This window comes from Bacillus sp. G1(2015b) (assembly GCF_001482475.1).
Classification (GTDB): domain Bacteria; phylum Bacillota; class Bacilli; order Bacillales; family Bacillaceae; genus Bacillus; species Bacillus safensis.
In genome coordinates this window covers 36192-52158 of record NZ_LKIC01000026.1, presented here as the reverse complement: position 1 = coordinate 52158, position 15967 = coordinate 36192, and the positions used below count along the sequence as shown (strand labels likewise).

Genomic DNA, 15967 nt, shown 5'->3' with positions numbered 1-15967 from the left:
TGCTTCATGATGTTTCTTTCGATAGACTGCCGCTTTTGCTTCTCGTTTTTGCATAGGCTGCAATGATGATGGTTCCTAGTACACCAACTGTGATGATGTTCGAAATCCCTGCCACGATGCCTTGAACAAATACTTTGTTCGCAGGTTCTGCATAGATCACAATGTCGAGCACAGGAGCAATGATAAACCAGCCTAATGCCTGTGCGCCTGCTTGTACGGCGTTGAAGAGCGTGATTTTCTTCCAGCCGAAGTCTCCCTCTTCTACTTTTAAACGGTTAGAAATAAAGCCGATCAATAAACCAACGACACCCGAAACAATAATCCAGCTCCACCAAGGGCCAAATGTGGTCGCATCTTTAATGAGATGGCCAATAAAACCAATCAATGCGCCTGCAACAGGACCAAATAGCACGGCCATTAATGCAAGGAATGCGTATGAGGTTTCAATTTGTGTATTCGGAATTCCAGTTGGAATGGAGACAAATCGTCCTAAAATCACAAAGACGGCTGCGCCAATTCCAATAGCAACGACAGTTTTCGTTGAAAGTTGTTTTCCTGCCATGATGTATCCTCCTCTTATTCGTATATAATGCGCGGAGCTTTGCGAATCGAAAGGCGCCAGCCTGTGCCTGTACCGATGTTATAAGCCTTTGCAAATGACCCTTGATTGATCGCCACGCCTAAATGGTCGAGTGAATTGACATATACGAGTGGTTCGCCTACCTTTAAGTCGGCAAAAGATCGTCCATAGGTCATGATATTTTTATACACATTTTTCGGCCCGTTGGCAATGGTAACTTCTATTGCATCCCCATAATTAATTGAAAGCTGTTCAAATAGCGTGTGATGAATGTTTGTCCATAGGTTTCCGAATCTCACATCTAAAATATCAATCGTCCCTGTGATCACATCTTCTTCTGCATATGCCTGTACGACTGGAAGATGGATAATATCATCAATATTCGCCTTTGGCCCAACCTCTTCAAAAGAAATGACACCTGATGCAATTCTTGCTCCTGTATAAGCGTAAATATCTCTCCCATGGAATGTATGTGATTTTCCCGACTTTGGCAGCCGGTTAATGGTTTCATCTAAATAACGGGCTTCCACAATGCCAATATCCTGCGCGACGTGCGTGAGTGTCCCGTTATCTGGGGTAATGATATAGTGTGAGCTTGTCGTTTTGACAACAAGACTTTTTCTCTCTGACCCAACTCCTGGGTCAACGACGGAAACGAATACCGTCTCTTCCGGCCAGTATGTGACGGTTTGAAGCAGACGATAAGAAGCTTCCCAAATGTCATACTGCGGAATATTGTGTGTTAAATCAAAAATGCGGATGCTGCTGCTGACCGTATTTGCCACTCCGTACATCGCACTGACAGCTCCATCATCAATGCCGAAATCTGATTGTAAAACCAATGCATGTTCACTCATGTCAATCTCCCTTTCATGTGAAAAAATGGATGTGGTGTTTCACGTGGAACATTTGAACAATTGTATGAAAAAAAGTGGACAATAAAAAATACCCCATCCTTATCTTTGAATCATAAGGACGAGGTATTTGTCTCGTGGTACCACCTTTATTTACTGTTTGCTCGCGCTAAACAGCCTCTACAAGTACAAAGCTCCAATCTGGCTCATATACTGTGGTTTTGATAACGAGTACCAACTCTCGTCGTCACCTACTAATATCATAGATATGTTCAGCACGAGGCTCAGAGACCATTTTTCGAATCATTATTTTTGCTTCTTTTCAGCTGCCGAAGCTCTCTGTGGAAAAATTGATGATTGTACTTTCTCTCGTCATTGCCTGTATAATTATCTTGAATTAAAGCTATCATACATGATGTTTTTTCATAAATCAAGATATTTTTCTGAACATTTTTAAAAATGAGTCAACTGGTGCTGGAAGAGTCTTCTTTTTATGAAATTTAAACAAATGTTAAAGAGCAAGATATGGTGTCTTTCTATTCTAGGGGTATAATAAAGGTGAAGGGAGGTACAGCGTGTGTGGACCATCTGTATGAATGAGTTTAAGCAGCTCTTCAAAAGCACAAAATCTATTTTAACAATTGTTATTATTTTCATTTTATCTACTTTTGTTTCAAGTCTTCCATTTATCGCTGCTCATCAGGAACAATGGGAACTGGCAAAGGATCCTTATTCTATTGGGAATGAACTGGTGATTTCTTTATTTGGTTTTTTCCTTATTTTTTTGTTGTCTCATGATATTTTAAGCCGCGAAATTCATTTGAAAACCATTCGTTTTCTCGTCAGTAAAACAACCCGTTTGAACATCATCATCGGGAAATATCTTGGACTGATGCTGTTTTGGCTTAGCTGTATTATGACGACATATGTCCTGAATATGATGATTTCACACCGTTTTTTGTTCTCTGATGCGTTAAAAATCTTAACCTTTATCAGTGTCGGTATCTCATGTGCTTTATTTTTATCCATGCTCTTTCCAACACCGCAGAAATCAATGTTTGTCGGCATGTTATTTTCCTTTCTTTTCCCAATCGTCAGTATGATTTCTGTTCTTTCTTCAGAACGAATGATTCATTGGTTCCAATATATGACGCCTTATTATTATGCGCGCTGGAGTGAACCGCTGACCTACGTCCTAATGAACACGGCATTGACCGTTATCTTACTCATTGGAACTGCACTGCTGTTTCAAAGGAGGGATGTGTAGATGCTTCATACAAAAGGGCTTACAAAAAAATATCGTACAAAAGTCGCAATAGATGATATTAATCTTGATGTCAATCAAGGCGATATCTTCGGACTCATTGGACCAAAGGGATCTGGTAAGACGACGTTTTTCAATATTATTACCGGAATCTCCCGCCCTACCTCTGGTACGTTTACAGTGATGAATAAGCCTTCGCTAAAAAAAGTGAGGCAGCATATCGGTGTTCTGCCTGAATATACGGATTTATATGAAGGTCTTACGGCTCTTGAGCATATTGCCTATTTATCAAAAATCACCGGAACACGCCAGAAAACGAGTGATTATGAAGAACTGCTCGAATTTGTCGGCTTACATCATGATCATCAGGAGAAGGTCGGTGCCTTCACACCTGGTATGAAAAAGCGGCTTGGAATGGCGCAGGCCATCGCCCATCAGCCGGAATTTATTTTACTCGACGAGCCTTTTGCCGATATTGATGCAGATTCGATCTTGCACATCCAGCGGGTCATTGAAGCATTAAAGGATGAAGGAAAAACCGTCTTTTTAACAGCTGACCGCCCAAGGTTCACCAATAGTATTTGTACCAAAACTGCATTCATTTCTGAAGGAAAATTAGTGTCCCCACATACTCATCCTCAAGAGAAAACCATCACATCCTCAAACATACGTGCAACCTTCAAGCATGCATGGATTGATGATGAGGTGAAACCTGTTCTCACGCAGTACCTACAAACTGTCGGAACAGATCTTGTGATCAGTGATGACGAGACCTCATTGTTAATTCGTTCAGAAGCTCAAGTTCCAGCGATCATTCGCGCTTTCGTGAAGTGTAAAGTCGATTTATACAGAGTCACGGCTCAGGATGCCATGATGTCCTCATAAAAAAGTACCGTACGCTTTCTGCACGGTACTTCTTCTTTTTTTTGGCTCTGTTTAGTGTTGATCATTAACACATATTTAGTAAAACTCGGATACATTTTTACAATGTTCCTCCAATTCAACTATTGTAAGTAACTGTGTTTTTGGATATTGGCTTGTGTTTTCTGCGGAATACGTTAAATGAACTAAGGCGAATTTTTTTAGTTCACTTATCCAATAAACTACATCGTCGTTATCTTCCCTTTTCGCAACTGCGATAGCCTTTTTTCCGTAGAGAATGTGATTTGGATGAACTTCTTTCTTTAATTCCGCATTTAAAAATTCCGACATAATATCATTGATTATCCACCAAGGTTCATCCATAAATTTTTCAAGAACACTTATCATATCATGAATCACTTCCCTAAAATACCGTTTCCGATCCTTATACTTTCCGAACCGAACAACGTGTTCCGATGAACAATGAGGGCTCTCGAATCCGTCCTTGAGTGGTATTAGGAATTCAAAAAGCTCTTTTTTATAAAGGTTTACTCATATAGATCCCAGTTTCTTCAAATCCTGTTTTTTCGTACAGCGAACGGGCGATTTGATTGTGAGCAAAGACATGGAGCGAGAGTTTTTGCACACCTAATGACTTTGCCTCCTCTTCTAATGCAGCAATAGCCTGCTTTGCAAAGCCTTTTCCTCGATAAGCTTCAAACAAAATAAAGTTATAAATAAATCCTTCGTGCTGCGGGTGATTCGGGTCATAGCAAAGCCAAACCCAGCCAATCGCTTCATCTCCGTTTAAGAAATTCCACAGCTCATGATGCTCTGTCTGAAGTCCTTCTGGAAGGAGTCTGTCAAATTGTTCTTCTGCGTTCGCAAGTGATTCTTCCTTTTCCCATGTCCCTGCGAGTACCTTTTCTTCCGCGTACCGCTGAATGGCCTTCTTTATCAATACATCGTAATCGGTTTGTGACATCCGTTGTAGTGTAACCAATCGTACAACCCCCTTTTCTTCATCATATGTCAGTCATGCCAAAAAAACCAGTCCCTTACTGGAACTGGTTAGCTGCCATATCGGTCGGTTTGAGAAAGTTTAATCTCTGCTGATTTTTTCTTCCCGCTTCGGTAAAATTGCATTCTTACCTTGTCGCCGACCTTCTTTTGATATAAGTATTTACGAAGATCTACGATATTCTGTACACTTTTGCCATCAAAGGAGGTCACGACATCCAGCTCTTTTAGTCCTGCTTTTCCTGCTGGAGATAAAGGCTCAACACTCATGACAACAACCCCAGATGTGACCTTGGATGGCAGCTTCAATGTTTCCTGCCAGTGGTAACTCGCAATATCCGCTAATGATTTCATGCCGACGCCAAGATACGGACGCTTCACCTCTCCATAGCGCTCTAAATCCTCTATGACAGGGATAACCAAATTCGCTGGAATAGATAGCCCGATTCCTTCTACCTCTGATTCAGCAACCTTCATTGAGTTGATGCCGATCACTTTTCCGTCCATATTGATCAAGGCACCACCGCTGTTTCCAGGATTGATGGCGGCGTCTGTTTGCAGTACTTCTGCATTCCAATCCGTTTGTCCGTCTCCATTTGAGTCGACAGGGATCGCTCGCTCCGTGCCCGAAATGACCCCTTGTGTGACAGAGCCTGCGAATTCAAGCCCTAATGGATTTCCAATGGCGATGACTGGCTCACCCGGCTTCACATGATCTGAGTTACCGAAGGCTGCCGTTTTCTTGATTTTATCACTTTTGACAGTGAGAACCGCTAAATCCATGAGCTGATCACTGCCGACAAGATTGGCACCAATTCTTGTCCCATCATGAAGGCTCACTTCAAGCTGGTTGGCGCCTTTGATGACGTGATGGTTTGTGACAATATAAAACGTGTCACCCTTTTTTTTATAGATCACACCTGACCCGCTGCCTGCTTCTCCGCCTTCCTCCCAAAAGCTCGACTTTTGAATATTAATGACGCCGACTACCGTATCTGACATATTAGACACCACTTTCGTGACAGCATCATTGACGTTTACATTCACAGTTTTTAAAGGGCCCTGAGATGTTTGTCCATCACCGTTTTGCTGCCATCCAAAGGGACTGCCGCTCTGTCCAGATACATAGGGGAAAAAGAATCCCATTAAAAAAGCTCCTACCAATACACCGATCAAACCAGAAAGAAAATATCCTTTTCTGCTTCGTCTCGGCTTCCACTCTACATCGCGATAATCCACTATGTTTCCTTCCTTTCAGTGAATAGATGATGTATATAGTGTTGGTAAGAAGCTCTTATCTTAATCATACGATTGTAAAAATCATACGGCGCAAAGCGGGGTTGCTTTTTTCGGGTCCGTATCAAATAAATCAAAGCCGTCCCCGACAACAAAGCCCTTCATTTCAAGCGTCTGCTGGACCGCCATACGGGCTAAATCCTTCATGTTGTTGTCTTGACTCAAGTGAGCCAAATAAATGCGTGAGGTGGCATCTCCAATGACATCTGTCATCGCAAGAGCAGCATCTTCATTTGATACATGTCCGACATCGCTCAGAATTCTACGCTTAATGCTCCATGGGTATCGGCCCATTTGCAGCATACCGACATCATGATTGCTCTCAAACACAAACGTATTGGCTGACTTAATAATGCCTTTCATGCGGTCACTCACATAGCCGGTATCTGTCATGAGCGCAAGTTTGCGCCCTCCATAATGGAATACGTAAAACATAGGCTCTGCCGCATCGTGTGAGACGCCAAATGACTCGACATCAAGACCGCCAAAGGATTGAATGGTCTCCATATCAAAATGGAATTTCTGCTCTGTATCGATTTTTCCGATATGAGATTCCATCGCCTTCCATGTTTTCGCATTTGCATAGACAGGAAGCTTGTACTTTCTTGCCATGACACCAAGCCCTTTAATATGATCGGAGTGCTCGTGTGTCACAAAAATGCCGTCCAAGTCTTCAGGCTTGCGGTCGATTTGGCCAAGCAGCTCGACCATCTGTTTGCCGCTTAAACCAGCATCGACCAAAAAGGCATGCTCGTCTGTTTCTAAATAAAAAGCGTTCCCCGTACTTCCGCTCGCTAGTACACTGAACTGCAAGCTCATGTTCTCTCACTCCATTGAAGATTTGTCATCTTTCTCTATATGATCAAGTGTTGAGCCATCGATGGCATTGATCAAATATTCTTCCTCTGTCTTTTTCTTTGAACCTGCTGATACGCCTTCAAGCTCCACACGCCATACAGGAACCATGACTTGCGTGCTTGCCCCCGGGTATTGCGTATAGTAACCAAGCTCTACCTTTTTCACGGTCGTGTTTTGGCTCAGCAAATTTTGCGTATATAAGTCCTTCACGGTTTCAAGTGCTGGGACAAGTGTTTCTTTTCTCACTTCATTAATCGACGTCACCATTGACTGCTGATAAGAGACAACTTCGTTTTGATCGTTAAGATCTAAGGTGATTTTCCCGATGGTTTCGGTGTCATCAAGGCCTTCTTGGAAGATGTATTTCCCTTTATACGTTTGAAAAAAGACGATTTCCCCTGTCTCTTCATCTATATTCCACAGCTTATAATTCTTCCCATCCAGCAAACGCTGGTTCACAAGGTTCGTCGCCGCTGTTTTGATATCCTTTTTCGGCAAGGCAACTGGTTTGTTGAAGGTCATTTCAAGCAGCGTGACAGGATCATCTTTGTCTGTTTTCGGGAATGTGCTTTTCGCCTTTTGATCAGCTAATCCGTCGACATCCTTTTTCGTATATTGTTTCTTTTCAGCTGTAATGCGGTATCCAATCTTCGCTTCATCTGATAGATTGCCATATTTGATCCCGTCTGCCTTCATTTCTTCCAGCGTATCCGTTTTTTCGATAATCGCAAAATGATCGGTTGACCGTTTTTCAAAGTATTGAAAACCTAGAAAGATATCGAGAACGAGAAAGGCTAGGATAAAGATCGTTTTGGTCTTATTCCACTCCATGATTCTCGCTCCCCTCTGTCAAAAGATCATTCGATAGAATCACGGTTTTGCCGTTATACTTCATACACCATACAGGCTCCAGCCAGACAAACATCCCTTGATCTTGGTCTGATGGAGTTGAAGCAGCTTGATATGCCGGGAAAATCTGTTCAATTTTCTCCAGATCATCATATTTCGTCTGCTTGATGATCAAGTCCTTCAGCTCTGTCCCGTTCATCAGCTTGACCTGTTCACTTTGACTCGCTTTATTGCCAAGAATATAATTTGGACGCTTGTAATTCAAAATGTCATCATTCGCCCATTGGACTTCAAGGGAGGTCATCCCAAATGGATGCTTTGTACTGTTCACAATCGGCAGACCGTCCATAAACATATTGAAGGACAGCTGCTGGTTGCTGTTGATGCCAAAGTATTGGTAGTCATCAGTAAAGCTTCCCGTATCATTGAAATATTTCACGCTTCGCTTGATCAAATCCCCCGTTTGGAAAACAGTGCTGGAATTGATATTGCGATGCTGATATTGAATGCGGTGGTCTTTTTGATTGGCTTCAAGGCGGCTTGTGCCATCTGTGTATACCGTCCGGTTTAAATTAGATTCCTCACCGACAAGACTCGGGTCCGTAAACAAAGCGTCTTTGAACTTGTTTGTCTTAATCGTTTCGATAAAGAACATTTTCGCTTCAAGCTGCTTTTGCTTTCTCGGAAGAAGGAAATCTCGTTTAGAATTCGTAGAGAATGTATAAAGATCATAGCGCGGCATCTCGTTTTGAGCGGCAGCGATACTGTCCATTAGATTACGGTAGTTGGCGGACTCAATTGTCAGCTCAAGCACCGTTTCCTTGCTGTATGAGACCAAGTACACTTTCTTATTGGCCTTATCCTGCTGAGCGAACGGCACGATCATCCGATCAAACGAGTTGTATTCAATGGACTTGTTCGGCCATTTAAAAAGCGCTTGGAAAATATCAATCGGAATCGGATCATTGAACACAAGATCCAATGTCTTTCCTTGCCCTTCGCGTCCATAGAAGAAATTCTTAAATTTCTGCTCGGAATATTGATCCGACACATCATTAATCTCTTTGACATCCCAAAGGCTCACATCATTCCAAAAGTTTTGAAAGAGTTCCTTTTGATCTACTTTAAAATGCTCCCCATTTGAATGGATAAACATCTCGCGCGGCTTCACGACATCAATGAGACTTCTAGGCTCGTCGCTTGAAATCTTCTTCGTTTCCACGACTTTTGTGCCTGTATCTGCCTGATCCTGCATGACGGGCTGGAACATCCAGATATTCCACGTAAATACTAGACTGATCGCAATTAGGATTGTCAATATTATGGTTTTAAAGGTCTCACGCTTCATCCCAATCATCCTCTTGTTCTTCATTGTACGGAAGGGTAAAGGTCACCGTTGTCCCTTTTCCTTCAATGCTGTCAGCCCAAATATCTCCGCCATGAGCCTGAACCATTTCTTTTGCAATCGCAAGACCTAGGCCGGTTCCGCCCAGCTTCCTTGTTCTTGCTTTATCCACTCGATAAAAACGTTCAAAGATTTTATCCATATCCTTCTTCGGAATACCGATTCCTTCATCTTTCACGCTGAATAACACAAGGCCTTTCTCTTCATCCAGATCAACGGTAAACGTGATGTGTCCACCCTCTGGCGAGTATTTCATGGCATTGGAAATGATATTATCGAGCACCTGTGTAATTTTATCTTGATCGATTTCCACATATACTTCACGCTGCGGCAGGTTGCGGATAAAATCGACATGCTGCTCCTTCGTCATTTCAAAACGATCAATGACGAGCGAGATAAACCTGATAAAGTTCGTCCACTCACGGTTGAATTGATAATCCTTGCTGTCGAACTTAGACAGCTGCAGCAGGTCATTGACAAGCCGGATCATGCGCTCAGTTTCATTTTGTGTGACACTAAGGAATCTTGGCGCAAGCTCCTTATCACCAATCGCACCTTCAGCCAGCGCCTCAAGGTAGCTTCGCATCGTCGTCAGCGGTGTGCGCAGCTCATGCGATACGTTCGCGACGAATTCACGACGTTCCGCATCAATTTTCTCCTGCTCAGTGACATCATAAATGACCGCAATTAAGCCATCAATTTTCCCATGCTCTTTCTGAATAACGGAGAAATTTACACGCAATACAGACAGCTGGTCTTCGCGTTCAATTTCGATCAGCATGGAATCTTGATTTTCGACTAAATCTTCAAATGTATGAGTTTCCTCTAAGCCAAGTAAAGACGTAATCGGCATCTCTAATGCTGTTTCACGTGAAACATTCAACAGCTCTAATGCGGGGCTGTTTAATAGAATAATTGCACCGTTTTGATTCGTTGCGATGACGCCGTCCGTCATATAGGCAATAACAGAAGAAAGCTTTTTCCGCTCACCCTCCGTCATCAGCTGAGCTTCCTCCAGCTCTCTCGTCAGATGGTTAAAGGTTGTCGCAAGCTGCCCAATCTCATCATGCCCATACTTCCGGACCTTCCTGGAGAAGTTCCCTTTGGCAAGCTCGATCGCTTGCTTTCTCATATCTGAAATAGGATGAGTGATCGTTCTGAAGATGAAGATACCAAGTAGAGCAGTCGTCCCAAGTGCAATCAGTGTTCCAGTCGCCAAAATGGTGTTAATGGTTCGCATTTGGTTAAACACACTTTCCATTGAAGACACAACATAAATCACACCAACGGTCTCTTGGTTCTCATTTTTTACGGCTGTCGCAGAAATACGCACCCTTTTATTTGATTCAGGGTCATAGAATTTTTTCTCATAGTCTTTGCCAACCGCGAAAATACGGCTAATGATTTGATCAGTGATTTTCTTGCCGGCAATCTCTTGGCTGCCGTTATTGACAGAGGCAATGACCTCTCTGCTTTCGTCAATATAGCTGACTTCAGAGATTTCATTAGACTCATCTTTGTTGTTAAAATCGTTTAATATCTTTTGAGCATCCTCTTTTAATTCTGCCTTGCTTTTCGATGAATCTTGTTCTAGGTAATACGATAACGAGTAGATTCGCTGATTCAAGGAATTATCATATGAATTAATTAAGGACTGCTCTAGCTGCTTCACAAAGTACACGCCAATGATCTGCATGGCGACGATGATCAGCAGCACGTAAATCAAGGTCAATTTGAAGTGAATCGAGCGAAAAAAACCTACTTTACTCATAAGAATCTTAGTCCTGCTCTGGGTTTCTTAAATAGTAGCCGACGCCTCGTCTTGTCACGATCCAGCTCGGATGGCTAGGGTTGTCTTCAATCTTTTCACGAAGACGGCGGACTGTAACGTCTACTGTACGGACATCTCCGAAGTAATCGTAGCCCCATACGGTTTGCAGCAAGTGCTCACGTGTCATGACTTGTCCGATATGTTTCGCTAAGTAATGAAGCAGTTCGAACTCACGGTGCGTCAATTCAATCGTTTCCTCACGCTTAGACACCACATACGCATCTGGATAAATGACGAGTGATCCAACCTCAATATCATTTGATTCAGATTCTTCCTCCGTCTGCGGAGCAGCGGTTTGTCTTCTCAAATTCGCTTTCACGCGGGCAAGCAGCTCACGCGTACTGAAAGGCTTTGTCACATAATCATCTGCGCCAAGCTCAAGGCCGATGACTTTATCAATTTCAGAGTCTTTTGCTGTCAGCATGATAATGGGCATGTCGTATTTCTTTCTCACTTCACGGCATACTTCAACACCATCTTTATTCGGCAGCATAATGTCGAGCAGAATAATGTCCGGCTTAATTTCTTCTACCATTTCAAGGGCTTCGTTTCCATCATATGCACAATGAACCTCATAGCCCTCTTTCCTTAAATTAAATTCCAATATATCAGCAATCGGTTTTTCATCATCTACGACAAGAATCTTTTTTTCCATTGTGATTTCCTCCTGCATTTTTAGCATCTATGTCATTCCATTTTGCATGTATCATTACGCCTTTTCCGTTTACGAAAAAAAGGCTCACTGTCTATTATAACGTTTTACGAGGCAAAGATAAAAATAATAACGGCTTTCTTTTCTAGTAAACGTTGGATAGGAAGGCGCCGCTCAAAAAAATTGATGACTTTTTCCTTTTTTATTGAAACTTTTCCAATCACCAGCCGTCTATATAGATGTAACGTCTTCTTCTTATGGAGCCGGGCCCTACCTAGGTCCGGCTTCTCCCTTTTTATGCCTTCTTTTCATAATAAAAACGCACCTGCGATTGCAGATGCGTTTGGAAGTGGCTCGGGACGGAATCGAACCGCCGACACACGGATTTTCAGTCCGTTGCTCTACCAACTGAGCTACCGAGCCATCATCAAAAAGATGAATATGTATAAATGGCGGTCCGGACGGGACTCGAACCCGCGACCTCCTGCGTGACAGGCAGGCATTCTAACCAACTGAACTACCGGACCTCAGTAACTTGCCCGAAAAAGCAATCGTGGTGCTCCTTCAAGCAAGTGAGGAAAAAATTAGCTTAACGCTAAAGTAAATCAATGACCCGTACGGGATTCGAACCCGTGTTACCGCCGTGAAAGGGCGGTGTCTTAACCGCTTGACCAACGGGCCAATACATGGTGAGCCATGAAGGACTCGAACCTTCGACCCTCTGATTAAAAGTCAGATGCTCTACCAACTGAGCTAATGGCTCTCGGTTTATGAAAAGTAAATCTGAAGAAGTTGTATTGCGTCAAACCAATCGCTTTAAAAAAGCTGGAACATCGCATCCTAACAAGTTTCAGAGACCTTTGCAACAACGAGATTTATAATATCATAGAATAATTACATATGGCAATACGTTTTTCGACATTTTTTTAAAAAAAGTGTCGGATGTCAAATCTACTTTCAAAGCCTCCACTTCTGCAACCGCCTTCATTTTACACGTCTTTTCGGATGATTTCTGCCTATTCAAACACATAGACACGTTTCAGGCCGCTCAAAAATGGCTATACATGAAACAAGTGACATTGTCATTGAAAAAGGAGGAAGCAGTATGAGTTCATTCAAATTAGGAGATAAAATGCCCAACTTTTCACTTCCAACAATACAGGGCGATCACATTGATTTCGACAAACATTTAGAGGAGCATCAAAGCTGGCACCTGATCGTTTTCTTTAGAGGATCTTGGTGTCCGGTATGTGTAGAAGAATTAAAAGAGCTCGAACAGCAGCAGTCCTATTTTCAGGACAAGGATATTCACTTGATGGCGATTTCAACCGATAACCCTGATGATTTGAAGGCATTTGCGGATAAAGAGGGACTGTCCTTCCCGATCATGTATGACCATGACCTCACGTCTTTAAAAGCATATGAAGTCCACTATCACGGGGAAGATGCCCCATATGAAGACCACGGGGTGCATGGTGAACCCGCCTATTTCTTATTAAATGAAAAAGGGCAAGTGCTCTATCAGCAAAGACAAACAAGTCCGTTTGGCAGACCGCATGCCAACGAATTACGCAAAATCATTCAGTACATCCGTAAAAATTTAAAAGGCCAATATAAAAGCCTGAAGTAAGAAAAAAGCCCTCGTGATGAGGGCTTTTTTTATGAATGTTTTTTGTTAAATAACCAGTCGGCGGAGAAAAAAACAAGGAGTCCCGCCATTAAAATGACAAAAGTAACCGGTGGCCTTTCACCTTGGAAAAACGCGTACAACGCATGCCCTCCTAATGCCAGAAGATAAAAGACAAATGCCGGCACAGCCGCTTGATGTGCATTCGCTTGTTCTCTTTTCGTCATTTTTTTAAAAAACATATTGTCTATCCCCTTTATGATGCTTTTTTCATCGTCACCCTGCGAAGGGCCCGTGAACGGATATATTCCATTGGTCCAATTCTCCAAACCTTTAGGCAAACTGCTGAAATCGCGATTTGCAGAAGTGAAATTAACAGCCATGCCAATACAATAAGGGGCGCATTGATTTGACCGCCAAGACCCAATCCCCAACTATAAAAAAGAATGGAGCAGATGACATTTTGCAGGATGTAGCAGCTAAGCGCCATTTTCCCTACATATTCAAACCAATTCCACATGAACCATGTCTCCGTGCGTGCGAGGAGTTTCGCAATGAGAGCTATATAGAAAATAGAGAGGAATGGTGAAAAGGCGTAGCGCACCGCAAATTCTACTAGATCGTTTGGAACGAAGACTAGTGCATTCAGCGGCAGACCAATCCACAGTCCGATTCGGAACAATATTTTCCGGAGAGATTGTCCGCGTTCATTTGCATAAAATACACCGGCTCTCATCATCCGCACACCTAATAAAAACAGAAATGTGTTCATTGGAATGATAAAGATCGCTTCTTCTCGATACATGAAAAAGTATTGTAACCGTTCTTGAACCTGCGAGATCCATGTCTCTGGCAGCTGCTCTTCCAGCACCGGTTCACCGTTTTGATCATCGGCCGCTGACTCCATTTCAGAGAGGGAGTACACCATCAAACATGACATGACGAGCAGATGAATCACACCTGAGACCATCATGCCTTTTTTGATACGCCTGCTGCCTCCCCGTACAATGTAAGCCACAAGCAGCCCAGTAACGGCATAACTCATAAGCACATCATATTCCATTACGAGTGCAAAATGGACAAAGCCTTCGATAAATAAAAATAAAAGAATCCATAAATAAGTGCCCGGCCAAGGCGTGTTTTTCCTTTTTGCCTGCTGGTATTTCAGCTCCAATCCAACACCAAACATGATCGTGAGCAGCGAGAGCATTTTTCCATAAACGAACATGGAGACAAGGCTTTCAAGAAAACTGCCATTTTCATATTCATCCGCAATCTGATCTGTCGCAAAGGTATCCCCTGTGTACGCAAAAAACCAGACGTTCGTTCCCAATGTGCCTAGTATGGCAAAACCTCGTAAAATATCTAATAATCGTATTCTTTCTTTCACTAGAACGCTCCTTCCCTCTATACAGTTATCATATTTTGGTAATGATCGGAAGTCCGCTCTACTGAAATTAAGGAATATTTAAACAAAAAAACACCAGTAAAATGCGAGATTTTACTGGTGCCTCATCAATCTATTCTTATGGACGGTACACGCTGCGGACAACGTTCGTTTGTGAACGATCTGGTCCGACTGAGAAAATGGAAAGTGGAATACCTGTTAATTGTGAAATGCGTTCTAAATAATGGCGGGCATTTGCAGGCAGTTCACTTAAGTTCTTCACACCTGTAATATCCTCTGTCCATCCAGGCATTTCTTCGTAGACAGGCTCACATTTCGCTAATTCATTTAGGCTTGCTGGGAATTCCTCTGTGATTTCTCCGTTCAATTTATAAGCAACACAGATTTTCAACTTTTCAATCCCTGTTAGTACATCAATTGAGTTAAGAGATAAATCTGTAATTCCGCTCACACGGCGTGCATGACGGACAACAACGCTGTCAAACCAACCGACACGGCGCGGACGTCCAGTTGTCGTACCGTATTCACGGCCAACCTCACGAATTTGATCGCCAATTTCATCATGGAGTTCTGTCGGGAATGGGCCATCTCCAACACGTGTTGTGTACGCTTTTGACACGCCGACCACATGTTGAATTTTTGTTGGTCCTACACCAGAACCAATCGTCACTCCTCCAGCTACTGGGTTAGATGACGTCACAAATGGGTATGTCCCTTGATCGATATCAAGCATGACCCCTTGTGCTCCTTCAAATAGCACGCGGCGGCCTTCATCTAGTGCATCATTCAGAACAACAGATGTGTCCACGACATATTTTTTCACTTGCTGGCCATATTCATAATACTCGTCTAAAATATCTTCAATCTTGAAGCCTTCTGTGTCGTACATTTTCTCTAAAAGACGATTTTTCTCTTCTAGATTACGTGCAAGCTTCTCTTCAAATACTTCACGATCTAATAGATCTGCGACACGGATACCGACGCGAGCTGCTTTGTCCATATAAGCTGGTCCGATTCCTTTTTTCGTCGTGCCGATCTTGTTAGCCCCTTTCCGCTCTTCTTCTACCTCGTCCAATTTTAAATGGTAAGGCAGAATAACATGGGCTCTATTGCTGATTCTGAGGTTATCTGTACTCACATTCCGTTCGTGAAGATACGCAAGCTCAGTGACCAACGCTTTAGGATCAACCACCATTCCATTACCGATGACACAAGTTTTCTCTTTATAAAAAATACCGGATGGAATGAGGTGTAGCTTGTATGTCACTCCATCAAATTTGATCGTGTGACCTGCATTGTTTCCCCCTTGATAACGGGCAATCACCTCTGCATTTTCTGAAAGGAAATCGGTAATTTTCCCTTTCCCTTCGTCACCCCACTGCGTACCTACTACGACTACTGAAGACATATCGTGCACCTCCGTTAACCTTTCAAAACGTTATCTCTTTCAAACACATTTATT

The 15967-nt window shown here is 42.7% G+C and carries 16 protein-coding genes, 4 tRNA genes and 1 other annotated feature; of the genes, 3 read left to right on the top strand and 17 right to left on the bottom strand.

Annotation, left to right across the window (positions count from 1 at the left end):
- Positions 1-4: 4 nt before the first annotated feature.
- Together AMR95_RS11855 and AMR95_RS11850 are read right to left on the bottom strand one after the other, a co-directional pair.
- Positions 5-562, bottom strand: coding sequence for an ECF-type riboflavin transporter substrate-binding protein (locus AMR95_RS11855; RefSeq protein WP_024424020.1), 558 nt, complete (start codon positions 560-562; stop codon positions 5-7).
- Positions 563-576: 14 nt separating this feature from the next.
- On the bottom strand, positions 577-1437 hold the full coding sequence (locus tag AMR95_RS11850) for an SAM hydrolase/SAM-dependent halogenase family protein (RefSeq protein WP_024427616.1): 861 nt from the start codon (positions 1435-1437) through the stop codon (positions 577-579).
- Between the two features lie 111 nt (positions 1438-1548).
- Positions 1549-1819, bottom strand: a binding site (T-box leader).
- A gap of 192 nt (positions 1820-2011) precedes the next feature.
- Between AMR95_RS11850 and AMR95_RS11845 the strand changes: the two genes are divergently transcribed.
- Together AMR95_RS11845 and AMR95_RS11840 are read left to right on the top strand one after the other, a co-directional pair.
- Positions 2012-2701, top strand: coding sequence for an ABC transporter permease subunit (locus AMR95_RS11845; protein ID WP_058838361.1), 690 nt, complete (start codon positions 2012-2014; stop codon positions 2699-2701).
- Positions 2702-3583 carry an ABC transporter ATP-binding protein gene (locus AMR95_RS11840; RefSeq protein ID WP_058838360.1) on the top strand — a complete coding sequence of 294 codons (882 nt, stop codon included), beginning with the start codon at positions 2702-2704 and terminating at the stop codon, positions 3581-3583. It abuts the gene before it with no gap.
- Positions 3584-3658: 75 nt separating this feature from the next.
- Here the strand turns inward: AMR95_RS11840 and AMR95_RS11835 are convergent, their stop codons facing one another.
- The 12 genes from AMR95_RS11835 to AMR95_RS11780 form a co-directional block, all read right to left on the bottom strand.
- The gene (locus AMR95_RS11835; RefSeq protein ID WP_052196541.1) at positions 3659-3967 is read right to left on the bottom strand and encodes a hypothetical protein; all 309 of its coding nucleotides are present in this window, start codon (positions 3965-3967) and stop codon (positions 3659-3661) included.
- A 130-nt stretch (positions 3968-4097) separates the two neighbouring features.
- Positions 4098-4562: a GNAT family N-acetyltransferase gene (locus AMR95_RS11830; protein WP_058838359.1), complete on the bottom strand. Its 465-nt coding sequence runs from the start codon at positions 4560-4562 to the stop codon at positions 4098-4100.
- 68 nt (positions 4563-4630) lie between these two features.
- On the bottom strand, positions 4631-5821 hold the full coding sequence (locus AMR95_RS11825; protein WP_442854364.1) for a S1C family serine protease: 1191 nt from the start codon (positions 5819-5821) through the stop codon (positions 4631-4633).
- A 78-nt stretch (positions 5822-5899) separates the two neighbouring features.
- Positions 5900-6694 carry an MBL fold metallo-hydrolase gene (locus tag AMR95_RS11820; protein WP_058838357.1) on the bottom strand — a complete coding sequence of 265 codons (795 nt, stop codon included), beginning with the start codon at positions 6692-6694 and terminating at the stop codon, positions 5900-5902.
- Between the two features lie 6 nt (positions 6695-6700).
- Positions 6701-7564, bottom strand: a complete 864-nt coding sequence (locus AMR95_RS11815) for a two-component system regulatory protein YycI (RefSeq protein WP_058838356.1) — start codon at positions 7562-7564, stop codon at positions 6701-6703.
- The gene (gene yycH, locus AMR95_RS11810; protein ID WP_058838355.1) at positions 7551-8930 is read right to left on the bottom strand and encodes a two-component system activity regulator YycH; all 1380 of its coding nucleotides are present in this window, start codon (positions 8928-8930) and stop codon (positions 7551-7553) included. Before yycH ends, AMR95_RS11815 begins: the two co-directional genes overlap by 14 nt.
- Positions 8920-10758, bottom strand: a complete 1839-nt coding sequence (gene walK, locus AMR95_RS11805; protein ID WP_024424029.1) for a cell wall metabolism sensor histidine kinase WalK — start codon at positions 10756-10758, stop codon at positions 8920-8922. The genes yycH and walK overlap by 11 nt, the downstream gene beginning before the upstream one ends.
- A gap of 7 nt (positions 10759-10765) precedes the next feature.
- The gene (gene yycF / locus AMR95_RS11800) at positions 10766-11473 is read right to left on the bottom strand and encodes a response regulator YycF (RefSeq protein WP_024424030.1); all 708 of its coding nucleotides are present in this window, start codon (positions 11471-11473) and stop codon (positions 10766-10768) included.
- 347 nt (positions 11474-11820) lie between these two features.
- A tRNA-Phe gene (locus tag AMR95_RS11795) sits at positions 11821-11893 on the bottom strand.
- Positions 11894-11920: 27 nt separating this feature from the next.
- Positions 11921-11997 (bottom strand) — tRNA-Asp (locus AMR95_RS11790).
- Positions 11998-12079: 82 nt separating this feature from the next.
- A tRNA-Glu gene (locus AMR95_RS11785) sits at positions 12080-12151 on the bottom strand.
- 6 nt (positions 12152-12157) lie between these two features.
- Positions 12158-12233, bottom strand: a tRNA-Lys gene (locus AMR95_RS11780).
- 342 nt (positions 12234-12575) lie between these two features.
- Here AMR95_RS11780 and AMR95_RS11775 point away from each other — a divergent pair.
- Positions 12576-13100, top strand: coding sequence for a peroxiredoxin family protein (locus AMR95_RS11775; protein ID WP_024424031.1), 525 nt, complete (start codon positions 12576-12578; stop codon positions 13098-13100).
- A gap of 29 nt (positions 13101-13129) precedes the next feature.
- Here the strand turns inward: AMR95_RS11775 and AMR95_RS11770 are convergent, their stop codons facing one another.
- The 3 genes from AMR95_RS11770 to AMR95_RS11760 form a co-directional block, all read right to left on the bottom strand.
- Positions 13130-13339, bottom strand: a complete 210-nt coding sequence (locus tag AMR95_RS11770; RefSeq protein ID WP_058838354.1) for a hypothetical protein — start codon at positions 13337-13339, stop codon at positions 13130-13132.
- A 14-nt stretch (positions 13340-13353) separates the two neighbouring features.
- Positions 13354-14487 (bottom strand): DUF418 domain-containing protein, encoded by a 1134-nt coding sequence (locus tag AMR95_RS11765; RefSeq protein WP_058838353.1) that lies wholly within the window; start codon positions 14485-14487, stop codon positions 13354-13356.
- A 136-nt stretch (positions 14488-14623) separates the two neighbouring features.
- Positions 14624-15913, bottom strand: a complete 1290-nt coding sequence (locus tag AMR95_RS11760) for an adenylosuccinate synthase (protein ID WP_024424032.1) — start codon at positions 15911-15913, stop codon at positions 14624-14626.
- Positions 15914-15967: the final 54 nt, after the last annotated feature.